The 11,391-nt window shown below is 69.9% G+C and carries 10 protein-coding genes; 8 read left to right on the forward strand and 2 right to left on the reverse strand.

All coding sequences use genetic code 11. From position 1 onward, the window contains the following. Window positions 1–143 precede the first annotated feature (143 nt). From ACOJV9_RS14840 to ACOJV9_RS14875, 8 genes are all read left to right on the forward strand, one after another. On the forward strand, window positions 144–578 hold the full coding sequence (locus ACOJV9_RS14840) for an Hsp20/alpha crystallin family protein (RefSeq protein WP_420185995.1): 435 nt from the start codon (window positions 144–146) through the stop codon (window positions 576–578). 369 nt (window positions 579–947) lie between these two features. Further along, a complete protein-coding gene (locus tag ACOJV9_RS14845) occupies window positions 948–1,523 on the forward strand; it encodes a DapH/DapD/GlmU-related protein (protein WP_420185996.1) in 576 nt (191 codons plus the stop codon). 246 nt (window positions 1,524–1,769) lie between these two features. After that, complete coding sequence (locus ACOJV9_RS14850) at window positions 1,770–3,911, forward strand: DEAD/DEAH box helicase (RefSeq protein ID WP_420185997.1); 2,142 nt, start codon at window positions 1,770–1,772, stop codon at window positions 3,909–3,911. Window positions 3,912–4,036: 125 nt separating this feature from the next. Further along, complete coding sequence (locus ACOJV9_RS14855) at window positions 4,037–4,486, forward strand: SRPBCC family protein (protein ID WP_420185998.1); 450 nt, start codon at window positions 4,037–4,039, stop codon at window positions 4,484–4,486. Between the two features lie 290 nt (window positions 4,487–4,776). After that, the gene (locus ACOJV9_RS14860; protein ID WP_420185999.1) at window positions 4,777–5,292 is read left to right on the forward strand and encodes a helix-turn-helix domain-containing protein; all 516 of its coding nucleotides are present in this window, start codon (window positions 4,777–4,779) and stop codon (window positions 5,290–5,292) included. After that, entirely contained in the window at window positions 5,292–5,855 is a 564-nt protein-coding gene (locus ACOJV9_RS14865; protein ID WP_420186000.1) for a DUF6036 family nucleotidyltransferase, read from the forward strand. The genes ACOJV9_RS14860 and ACOJV9_RS14865 overlap by 1 nt, the downstream gene beginning before the upstream one ends. A 210-nt stretch (window positions 5,856–6,065) precedes the next feature. Then, window positions 6,066–10,052 carry a MobF family relaxase gene (gene mobF / locus ACOJV9_RS14870; protein WP_420186001.1) on the forward strand — a complete coding sequence of 1,329 codons (3,987 nt, stop codon included), beginning with the start codon at window positions 6,066–6,068 and terminating at the stop codon, window positions 10,050–10,052. A gap of 112 nt (window positions 10,053–10,164) precedes the next feature. Continuing rightward, complete coding sequence (locus ACOJV9_RS14875; RefSeq protein WP_420186002.1) at window positions 10,165–10,359, forward strand: helix-turn-helix domain-containing protein; 195 nt, start codon at window positions 10,165–10,167, stop codon at window positions 10,357–10,359. A gap of 135 nt (window positions 10,360–10,494) precedes the next feature. Here ACOJV9_RS14875 and ACOJV9_RS14880 read toward each other — a convergent pair whose 3' ends face one another. Together ACOJV9_RS14880 and ACOJV9_RS14885 are read right to left on the reverse strand one after the other, a co-directional pair. Beyond that, entirely contained in the window at window positions 10,495–10,776 is a 282-nt protein-coding gene (locus tag ACOJV9_RS14880) for a hypothetical protein (RefSeq protein ID WP_420186003.1), read from the reverse strand. Between the two features lie 76 nt (window positions 10,777–10,852). Next, window positions 10,853–11,293, reverse strand: coding sequence for a hypothetical protein (locus tag ACOJV9_RS14885; RefSeq protein WP_420186004.1), 441 nt, complete (start codon window positions 11,291–11,293; stop codon window positions 10,853–10,855). Between the last annotated feature and the right edge of the window lie 98 nt (window positions 11,294–11,391).

Here is an 11,391-nt window from a genome sequence, read left to right on the forward strand (position 1 = left end):
ACCAATCGGGGCGGCGCGTCCGCTGCCGTTGAGCCCTTGCGTGATCTGCCGTGACGTGCTAGATAAATATGTAGCGCACACCATAGATCCATCCGGGGATCTGTGGCCCTCGCAGGGCATCGTGAGTGATGGAGGTGATGAAGATGCTGATGCGCACCGACCCCTTCCGTGAGCTCGACCGAATGGCGCAGCAGGCCTTCGGGGCCGTGGGGACCCCGGCGCGCCCGGCGGTCATGCCGATCGACGCCTGGCGCGAGGAGGACACCTTCGTCGTCGAGCTCGACCTGCCGGGCGTCACCCCGGACAGCATCGACCTCGACGTCGAGCGCAACGTCCTCACCGTCAGGGCCGAGCGGCGTGCACCGTCCAGCGACACCGAGCTCGTGGCCGCGGAACGCCCCCGCGGCGTCTTCAGCCGCCAGCTCTTCCTCGGCGACACGCTCGACACCGAGCACATCGAGGCCGACTACGAGCACGGCGTGCTGCGCCTGCGCATCCCGGTCGCGGAGAGGGCCAAGCCGCGCAAGATCGAGATCAGCGAGGGCAGCACCAGCGGGCGGCAGGCCATCTCGGCCTGAGCGTCGGTGGCTCGCCATGTCCGCACCGCTGCCCAGCGCAGGCGCCGCGTGGTCCTCGGCGTCGCACGAGGTCGACGACTTCCTCGAGGTCGTGCTCGCGGACCCTGACCTGTTGGCCGCGGAGTTCGAGGCGATCGTCGAGGAGGCCTGGGGGAGAGGTGACGAGGCAGGGCCGGCCACACGGCGCCGGCCGGCCGGATGGCCGTCTGCACCCGGGAGAGACAGGCGGGGTTGGGCACCGCGTCCAGGCCCCCGGCGCCCACCCGGGCGACGGGTGCGCGACCCGCCCGGGTCCGTGTGAGGCCCACGAGGGCGGTCGTCGGCAGTCGCCGCAGGCCGCCCTCGTCGGCGTTCTGAAAGGATCGGGCGATGGACCTCCAGGCCTTCCTCGACCACGTGGACCGCGGCGATCTCATCGAGGGCGGGTCGGACCTGCACGCCACGATGCACACGGCCGCGCAGGAGGCGCTGCGGACGATCGGCGAGCTCAACGGCGGCTACCGCACCCCGGACGAGGTGCGACAGCTGCTCACCCGGTTGACCGGCGTACCCGTGGACGAGTCGGTCACGGTCTTCCCGCCCTTCTACTGCGAGTTCGGCCGCAACCTCCGGCTCGGCAAGAGGGTCTTCGTCAACATGGGATGCCGCTTCCAGGACACCGGTGGGATCACCATCGGTGACGACACGCTCGTCGGCCACGGCAGCACCCTGACCACCCTCAACCACGGCGTCGACCCCGACCGGCGAGCCGACATGGTCCCGGCGCCGATCCGGATCGGGCGCAAGGTCTGGCTCGGGGCGTCCGTCACCGTCGTGCCCGGAGTGACGATCGGTGACGGAGCCATCGTCGGCGCGGGCGCCGTCGTGTCCAGGGACGTGCCGGCCGACACCGTCGTTGCCGGGGTCCCGGCTCAGGTACTGCGCGCCACCGGCTTCCGCGCCTGACCACCTCCGGCGGGGCGGTCGACCGGCGCCGTGGTGCGGTTCTCGCGCAGGGACCACCTATGCTTGTCGTGCGTCCCGTCGTTCGGCGAGGGCGCTCAGCGACACGGCGGCCAGGGCCTGGTCCCTCGCCAGCGTCCACGTCGGTCCGGTATGCCGCGGTGCCAGCAGGCGCCCGCCCCGCCTGGACCACGGTGAACCCGGCGGCTCCGGCCCTCCTCCCGTGTCCGACTTCCGAGAAGGTTTCGCTTGGCACAACGAGCTCAGCGGGGTGGCGGCACAGCACGCAACGCCTCTCGCGACCGGCGACCCTCCCACGTCCGTGACGGCGAGGGCATCATCCCCGTCCTGGCCAAGACCGTGCGCCAGGTGGAAGCCAGTGCCCAGCGCGGCAAGGTCCGCCCAAGGGAGCGGACGGCATACCAGGTCGTCGCCATCCTCCTGCGGGAGGAGCGCACCCGCATGAAGGCAGACGCGACCATCCCGGAGTCGGAGCGCACCGCCGCGATGACCCGCCTCGACGGCATCGCCACCATCCTCGCCAAGACAGCGGCCCGCGACACCTCGCTCCTCGAGCTCCTGGCGGAGGGTGCTGCGGTCTCGTCGTCGGCGGTCGAGCTCAAGAACGACATGCTGCGGGCGGCCGGTCGTGAGCCGGAGGCCGAACCCGAGCCCACGCCGGACGCATCGTCCGAGGCCCCGTCGGCGACGCGACGCGTCGTGCCTCAGACGGTCATCGCCCGCCAGCTGGCGAACCCCTTCCTGGCCCCGGACTTCTCGTCGGTGCCGGCCCGGCGGCCGACGACCAACCGCCTCGGCCAGTGGGAGCTGCTCACCCCACTGTTCCGCGCCTTCGAGTACGGCGGCGACTCCACCTGTATGCCGTTGCCCGAGCCCGATGAGACCTGGCGCGGCATCCGCGGCCTGGAGCTCATGCACCACCAGGCGCAGGTGGTCGCGGCGGCCGCTGAGGGGCACCGCACGTTCCTCCTCGCGGACGAGCCCGGTCTGGGCAAGACGGCGCAGGCCCTGCTCGCCGCCGATGCGGCCGGTGCCTTCCCGCTGCTCGTGGTCGTGCCCAACGTCGTCAAGGCGAACTGGGCGCACGAGGCCGAGCTGTGGACGCCCCGGCGCACCGCCACGGTCGTCCACGGGGACGGCGACACCATCGACGGGTTCGCCGACATCGTCATCGTCAACTACGAGATCCTCGACCGCCACGTGGACTGGCTGGGCCGCCACGGCTTCCGCGGCATGGTCGTCGACGAGGCGCACTTCATCAAGAACAAGTCCTCGCAGCGCTCCCAGCACGTCCTCCAGCTGTCCGACCGCATCCGGACGCGCATCCGGAACCCGCTGCTCATGGCCCTGACCGGGACGCCGCTGATCAACGACATCGAGGACTTCCGGGCTATCTGGCAGTTCCTCGGCTGGATCGACGACAAGAAGCCCCGGACGGAGCTGCTGGCCGCGCTCGAGGAGACCGGGCTGACCCCGGCCGACCACGGCTTCTATGCCGCCGCTCGGGCGAACGTCATCGACCTCGGCATCGTCCGGCGACGCAAGGTCGACGTCGCCTCCGACATCCCGGCCCGTCGCGTCGCGGACCTCCCGGTCGAGCTCGACGACGCCGCCGCCCGCTCGATCCGGGCCGCCGAGCAGGAGCTCGCCCGGCGCCTGGTCAAGCGCTACGAGGCGGCGCAGGCCGCTCGCGGCGTCTTCGACCTCGGTGCGGGCATCGACCACGACGTCGTGCGCCGCGTCGCCGCGTCCGAGCTCAAGAACTCCGGCTCCGACAAGAACGGCGACAACGTCTTCACGGTGATGCGCAAGATCGGGCAGGCCAAGGCCGGCCTGGCGGCCGACTACGCCGCCCAGCTGGCCCGGAGCGTGGGCAAGGTCGTGTTCTTCGCCAAGCACATCGACGTCATGGACACGGCGGAGGCGCAGTTCGTCAAGCGCGGAGTCGGCTACTCCTCCATCCGTGGTGACCAGACGCCGAAGGTGCGCAAGGCCAACATCGAGGCCTTCCTCACCGACCCCGACATCCACGTCGTCGTGTGCTCGCTCACCGCTGCCGGGGTCGGCCTCAACCTCCAGGTCGCCTCGAACGTCGTCCTCGCGGAGCTGTCCTGGACCTCGGCCGAGCAGACCCAGGCCATCGACCGGGTGCACCGGATCGGGCAGACCGAGCCGGTCACCGCATGGCGGATCATCGCCGCCCAGACCATCGACTCGCGCCTCGCCCAGCTCATCGACGACAAGGCCAGCCTCGCGGCCCGCGCCCTGGACGGCTCCGACGAGGAGGTCGGCTCCTCGGCCGATGTGCAGCTCGAGGCGATGGTGTCGTTGCTGACCGAGGCCCTCCAGGCGGAAGCGCCGGTCGGCTGAGGACGTCGGAGTGCGCGTGCCAGCCGGGCATCGCGTCCCCGAGGACGTCCGCCAAGTCGCGCATGACCGAGTTCTGCCCGAGAGAGCAGGTTCCCGCAGGCTAATCCGTGCGGGATGATCGGTCCGTGAGCGTGGACGTCCAGGTCGAGATCGTCATCGACCGCCCTGTCATCGAGGTGGCGGCCTACGCCGGCGACCCCAGCAACGCACCGCAGTGGTACGCCAACATCGGGTCGGTGTCGTGGCAGACCTCACCTCCCGTCACGGTGGGCTCGCGGATGGACTTCGTGGCCCGGTTCCTGGGGCGCACCCTGGCCTACACGTACGAGGTGGTCGAGCTGGCTGCGAACGAGCGCCTGGTGATGAGGACGGCCGACGGCCCGTTCCCCATGGAGACGACGTACACGTGGACGGAAGTCGAGGGTGACCGCACCCGCATGACCCTGCGCAACCAGGGAGAGCCAGCAGGCTTCGCGCGGCTGACCGCACCCATGATGGAGGCAGCCATACGCCGGGCGACGACCAAGGACCTCAGCCGGCTGAAGCACGTGCTCGAGGCCGGCGACGGGCACTGACGGACCTCCGACGGGGTCGGTGCCGGAGTCCTCAGGCGCCTCGAACCCGGACGAGCTGGCGAGGGGACTTGAACCCCTAACCCCCTGTTTACAAGGAGGATGGGACTTCGTCCCTGCCGGCCCCTGACCTGCGAGGATACTCAATCCAGGCCTTGGAAATGGCCTCGTGCGACAGCCGTGCGACAGTGATGTCCATCTATGTACACCTGTGTCGTGCGATACGAATCATGCGCGCCAGGACGAACTCCCGGCATCCATTCTGACATAGCACGTCTTGCTATACTCACATCATGGGTGAGCGTGGGCAGGTTCTGGACCGGGTAATGTCGGAGACCGGCACCACCCAGACCCTGCTGTCCCGGTGGAGCGGTGTCCACCAGCCGAGCATCAGCCAGTTCCTCACCGGTCGCACGGAGCTCAGCGACGAGATGCTCGAGCGGCTGCTGGACTGCATGGGCTACCGGCTCGAGGTCATCCGTCGTCCGGTCGAGCCGGTGCTGACTCGGTCTGAGCAGCGCTCCTGGCGGCTGCACCGGCAGCTGTCGACCCACCTGACGCAGCGGTCCCTCAAGGAGTGGCGCCCGCAGATCGAGGAACGGCTCAGCCAGCTCCGCTCGCGGGTGACAGGCCAGCCCCACACCCGCAACATCGAGCGCTGGGGCCGGCTGCTCGACAGTGGGGACGTTTCGGGACTGCGTCGCGTCCTCACCGGCCTCGACCGCGACAGCATCGAGATGCGTGAGGTCTCGCCGATGGGCGGTCTGCTGAGCCAGGATGAGCGCCAGCAGGTGCTGGCGGACCACTGATGCGTCGCGACCAGCTCGAGCACGCCATCCGCACCGCCTGCCAGATCATCGGGGCTGACGCGGTCATCGTCGTTGGTTCGCAGGCCATCCTCGGCTCGGTGGACGAAGCTCTCCTGCCTCCCGAGGCAACGATGTCGCTGGAGGTCGACATCCTGCCCATCGCGCCGGACGAGCCGAGCACCGTCGAGCTCGCAGACCGGATCGAAGGTGTCGCCGGCGAGTGGTCGCCGTTCGAGGAGCTGCACGGGTTCAGCATCGACGGGGTGAGCCTGTCGACAGCCGCCCTTCCCTCCGGGTGGCGGGATCGCCTGGTCAAGGTTCAGAACGACAACACGGCAGCGATCGGTGGCACCCCGCGGTTCACCGGATGGTGCCTGGAGTCGCACGACCTGTGCGTCGCGAAGCTGGTCGCACTGCGCGAGAAGGATGCGAACTTCGTAGCGTCCCTGCTGGCCACCGGCCTGGTGGACCGGACGGTGATCGCGGCACGGTTGGACCGCCTCAGCCCAGAGCACGACCGAGCCGCCGAGCGCGCCAAGTCCTGGCTCGCTTCCTGGGCCTGAACTCCCGACCAACACTCCAGCACGGATCCCAGCGTCCTGACTCCCACCTGCTCTCGACGAACAAGGCGACTGATCACCGCTCGCCCGCGCGACGCGACCGGACCAGGGACATTCAAGAAGCCATCCACGACACACCCGGTGCATTGTCGGTAACGATCTGGTGGCCGGTGGCCACAAAGGACCTCCCCGATGGCGTTGGGAGGTATGGCGATGAGTTTGCACAAGCTCACCGCCGGGTCGGGGTACACGTACCTGACCCGGCAGGTGGCTGCTCACGACCGCGCCGGCGGACCACGCACGTCGTTGGCGTCGTACTACTCCGAACGGGGTGAGACGCCGGGGCGGTGGGTGGGCTCGGGCGTGGCCGGGATCGACGGTCTGTCGATTGGGGACGAGGTCACCGCGGAGCAGATGCGGCTGCTGTTCGGGTGCGGGCTGCACCCCCTCGCCGGGCAGCGTGAGGAGCAGCTGGCGGGCCCCGGCTTGACCGAGCGGGACTACCGCGCCGCGCGCCGGCTGGGGGTGCCGTACAAGGTCTACACGTCCGGCGCCAGCGCGTTCCAGGTGCAGGTCGCCCAACGGACCGAGGACCACGCAGCCTCCCTCGGGCATCCACGCGACTACCTGTTCGCGCCGAAGGATCGGGCCCGGATCCGCTCCGAGGTCGCCGCAGAGTTCTTCGGTGCCGAGCACGGTCGTGACCCCCGGGACGCGCGGGAGCTGTCCGGGGCGGTCGCGAAACTGTCGAGGCCGCGAACGAGCGCGGTGGGTGGGTTCGACCTGACGTTCTCCCCGGTGAAGTCGGTCAGTACCTTGTGGGCGATCGCTCCGCCGGAGGTCGCGGCGCAGATCGAGCTGGCCCACAACGAGGCCGTCGCCGACGCCCTGGGCTTCATCGAGGCGCACGCCTTGTTCTCGCGGGAGGGCACCAACGGGGTGCGTCAGGTCGATGTCACCGGGCTGGTCGCAGCCGCGTTCACCCACCGCGACTCCCGTGCCGGGGACCCGGACCTACACACCCACGTCGCAGTCGCGAACAAAGTGCAAACGCTGTCCGGGAAGTGGCTGTCCATCGACGGGCGGATCCTGTTCAAGGCCAAGGTCACCGCCTCCGAGACCTACAACACCGCCCTGGAGAAGCACCTGCGGACCAGGCTCGGGCTGACCTTCGCGCCCCGTCCCGGCACCGAACGCGGCAAGCGCCCGATCCGCGAGGTGGTCGGAGTGGACCCGTCCCTGAACCAGCGCTGGTCAACCCGCCGGGCCGCGATCGAGACCCGCCGCGGGGAGCTGGCCACCGCGTTCCAGGGCGACCACGGGCGCCCGCCGAGCGTGGTGGAGGCGATCCAGCTGGCCCAGCAGGCCACCCTGGAGACCCGGGACGCCAAACACGAACCGCGCACCCTGACCGAGCAACGCGCCGAATGGCGCGAACAGGCGCAGCACGTCCTCGGCGGCCCCGCGGGTGTGGCGGCCATGGTGACCACCGCCCTGTCCGCCGTCCAACAAGGCCACCCAACGCCCAAGGTCACGGTGGATGCGGCGTGGGTGAGGGACACCGCTGCGCAGGTCCGCGACGAGATCGCGGCCCGCCGCTCGACCTGGCAGGTCTGGCACGTGCGCGGCGAGGCGCACCGTCAGGTGCGCGCCGCGAACCTGCCCGCCGAGCACGTCGACACGGTCGTGGACCTGGTCACCGACCATGCCCTAAGCGCGGCCTCGGTACGCCTGACCCCCATCGGGGACGGCATCGAAGACCTGCCAGAGCTCCGTCGCAAGGATGGCTCCAGCGTGTACGAGATCGCCGGGTCCGCCGTCTACACCAGCGAGCAGATCCTCGCCGCGGAGCAGCGCCTCGTGCACACCGCCAGCCTCGCCGACCGGCACCAGACCAGCCGGGACGCAGTCGACCTGGCCCTGCTCGAGCAGGCCGCCAACGGGACCACCCTCAACCTCGGACAAACCGCCCTCGTCACCGACATGGCCACCTCGGGCGCCCGCCTCCAGCTGGCCATCGCGCCCGCCGGCGCCGGGAAAACCACCGCCATGCGCGCTCTCACAGCCGCGTGGGTCGAGGACGGCGGCACCGTTCTCGGGCTGGCGCCGTCTGCGGCCGCCGCGGCCATCCTGCGCGAGCAGACCGGGGCCACGACCGACACCCTCGCCAAGCTCACCTGGTCGATCAGCGCAGCCGACCTGCCCGACTGGGCCGACGCAATAGGGCCTCGCACGTTGGTCGTCATCGACGAGGCCGGGATGGCCGACACCCTCTCCCTAGACACCGCCGTCGCCTTCGTCACCGCCCGCGGCGGGCAGGTGCGCCTCATCGGCGACACCCAGCAGCTCGCCGCGATCGGCGCCGGCGGCGTCCTGCGCGACATCGCCGCCACCCACGGCGCGCTGCACCTGGACGAGCTGCTGCGGTTCACCGACCCCGTCGAAGGATCCGCATCCCTCGCGCTTAGGGAGGGCCGGACCGAGGCGCTCGGGTTCTACCTCGACCACGACCGGGTCCACGTCGGCGACCTCGCCACCATCACCACGCATGTGTTCACCGCCTGGGCCACCGACCAAGCCGCCGGCCTCGACGCGCTCATGCTGGCGCCCACCCGGGACTTGGTCTCCCAGCTCAACCAGCACGCCCAGACCCACCGCCTCGCCGGCCGTAACCCCGGGCCTGGGGTGCGACTGGCCGACGGCAACACCGCGTATGCCGGCGACGTCGTGCTCACCCGAGCAAACGACCGCCGGCTTCGGCTGGGCGCGAACGACTGGGTCAAGAACGGCGACCGGTGGACCGTCCAGGGCGTCCGCGATGACGGGTCACTCGCGGTGCAGCACAACCACAGTGGACGACTCGTCACCCTCCCCGCCGACTACGTCGCCACTGCCGCCGAGCTTGGCTACGCCGACACCATCCACGGTGCCCAGGGCATCTCCGTCGACACCGTCCACGGCCTGGTCACCGGAGAGGAGAGCCGCCAGCAGCTCTACACGATGCTCACCCGCGGCTCCGCCGCCAACCACCTCTACCTCCAGGTCATCGGCGACGGCGACCCCCACGACATCACCCGCCCGGACAACGTCCACCCCCGAACCGCGACCGACATCCTCGAGAGCATCCTCGCCCGCGACGACGCCCCCGTCTCAGCCACCACCACAGCACGCGACCACGCCTCTCCCGCTCGGCGGCTTGGCGCGGCCACCGCCCGCTACCTCGATGCCCTCCACGTCGCCGCCGAACACCACCTCGGCACCGCTGCGGTCGCGGCTCTGGAGACGGGCGCCGACCGGATCGTGCCGAGCATCGCCGACGACCCTGCGTGGCCGACCCTGCGCGCCCACCTCGTCCTGCTCGCCGCCACCGGCGCCGACCCATTAGTGATCCTGCAGGGCGCGGCCAGCGCCCGCGAGCTGGACACCGCCGACGACCGCGCCGCCGTCCTCGACTGGCGCCTGCCCAACCCCGGCGCCACCGACTCCGGACCCCTGCCCTGGCTGCCCGGCATCCCCGCAGCCCTGCACGACAACCCGCACTGGAGTCCGTACCTCGCCGCCAGATGCCACCTGGTCACCACACTCGCGGACCAGGTACGCCACCAGGCCACCAGCACACCGAGCCCCCCGAACTGGTGGCCGCCGGGTCGCTTACTGCTCACCCCGGACCTGCTTGGTGACGTCGCCGTCTGGCGGGCCGCGAACGCCGTCCCCTACAGCGACCACCGACCCACCGGGCCTGCACAACCTGCCAAGGCACAGAACCGGTGGCAGCACGAGCTCGACGCCCGCCTCGGCGGCAGAAACACCGCGACCCTCGCCGACTGGACCACGCTCATCCACGCGTTGGTCCCCGCTGCTCGGCGCGACGACTACACCTCGCACCTGGCGGAACACCTCGCCGAGCTCTCCGCCGCCGGTGTACACGCCGAGGCCCTGCTGCGCACCGCCACGGGGCCCGGGGTCCCCCTTCCCGACGACCACGCCGCCTCAGCCCTCTGGTGGCGCATCCAGCGCCACCTGCCCGACCCCACCGACCCCGGCGCGCCGAACCCACCCGCATGGTCGGCACCGCAGGAGCCAACGACGGTCCGAGACCCGCACGCCTGCCCCGACGACATACGCCGCCGCGCTACCCAGACCCGGCGCAACAGCCCGATCCGCCGTCCTCAACCCCGAGGGCCGGGTATGTCGCGATGACCATTTCACGCGCGCTTGGTCGACTGGCTACGCCAGGGTCCTGGCCGAACAGATCTGCCGTCAGGTGTCCACGACGGCCTCTCAGCGGGCTTTAGGAAAGCAGGAGGTAGTCATGACCACGAAAGACCACCGAGAGTTCGAGTCGCTGTCCTCAGCCGCCGACCGCACCGGACTGAGCATCCGCACCCTGCGCAGAAGAGTCGCCAGCGGCGATCTCGCCGCCTACCGCAACGGTCCTCGGGTCATTCGCGTCGATCCAGACGATGTCGACCGCCTCATGGTGCGCATTCCCGCAGCCAGTGGTTGAGTGTGCCGCACCTAGACAAGCTGCGGAGGCGGGCCCCGGAGTCGGTGACAGCCGATGGGCTGCGCCCGGAGAGGCAGTGTGAGCATCGCTCAGCGCGGCATGAGCGAGCCCATTTGGAGCCGTTCGCGCTCGGCGTCAACGTCTTCTTGGCGCTCCGCGCTCCCACCAATCCACTGCTGGCTGATCCCGGATGATCTTGGCGGTGATCTCGGGAGTCCCAAGGTTGCAGAACTTCCACAGTTCCTTCGCCGCGCGAGAGTATTGGAAGAGAGCCCGGTCGACGCCGAAGGCATCCAGTTGGCCTTCCCGGAAGTTGTCTATCGCGGCGCCCACGCGATCCACCAACGCAGCCAACTGGCCCTCGTGGTAGGCCCCGACGACCTCCCGCGCAGCTTGCCGGTCGGACCTGGCGGACACAGGTCGAGGGTAGTCCGACGCCTCACAACGCGCGAGGTGCGGCAGATCCGGACGTTCCTCCCCCGCCCTGAACCCGTCAGCAGTACTGCAAGGTGTCGATGGTCCACCCTCCAGCGGCGCGCTGATATGTCAGTTCGGCCCGGACGCCAGCATCGTCGTCGAACTTAGCGAGGGCCCAGTTCTCGCCTTCTTGAACGCTCACCCTCGCTGAGGGAAACCGGTCGGCGAAACCAGTGGCCGTCGCCCACTTCGTGGCGTGGTCACTAATGTCAGTGATTGGCTCACCCTCTGTGCTTGAGTCCACCGTGCCGCTGTTGACGTTTCCTCCTGGGCACGACAACACCGCTCCGGTTGGCTTCGCCGATGCGGCTGAGCCACCCGTCATGTCCGAGCCGGAGCAACCGACGGTGGCCGTGCACAGGAGCAGCAAGCTGGACGCTCCGAGCAGCCGCAAACGAATCGGAACGTTCTCCATGCGCTTCTGACGGATCCTGTGGGACTGAGGTTCCAGCAGCATGCTCGAATTATGGCGCGAGATCGGACCGCTCATCGGCATTATGTGGGTGATCGGTGTCAAGAGGCCTCGGTGCTGTCGAGGCCAGTGATGAGGTTGTC

The sequence above is a fragment of the Knoellia terrae genome (assembly GCF_048606435.1).
GTDB lineage: Bacteria > Actinomycetota > Actinomycetes > Actinomycetales > Dermatophilaceae > Knoellia > Knoellia terrae.

Coding starts and splice junctions, on each gene's coding strand:
- ACOJV9_RS14840 (WP_420185995.1), top strand. CDS start 144: ATGCTGATGCGCACCGACCCCTTCCGTGAGCTCGACCGAATGGCGCAG.
- ACOJV9_RS14860 (WP_420185999.1), top strand. CDS start 4,777: ATGGGTGAGCGTGGGCAGGTTCTGGACCGGGTAATGTCGGAGACCGGC.
- mobF (WP_420186001.1), top strand. CDS start 6,066: ATGAGTTTGCACAAGCTCACCGCCGGGTCGGGGTACACGTACCTGACC.
- ACOJV9_RS14875 (WP_420186002.1), top strand. CDS start 10,165: ATGACCACGAAAGACCACCGAGAGTTCGAGTCGCTGTCCTCAGCCGCC.
- ACOJV9_RS14845 (WP_420185996.1), top strand. CDS start 948: ATGGACCTCCAGGCCTTCCTCGACCACGTGGACCGCGGCGATCTCATC.
- ACOJV9_RS14865 (WP_420186000.1), top strand. CDS start 5,292: ATGCGTCGCGACCAGCTCGAGCACGCCATCCGCACCGCCTGCCAGATC.
- ACOJV9_RS14885 (WP_420186004.1), bottom strand. CDS start 11,293: ATGCTGCTGGAACCTCAGTCCCACAGGATCCGTCAGAAGCGCATGGAG.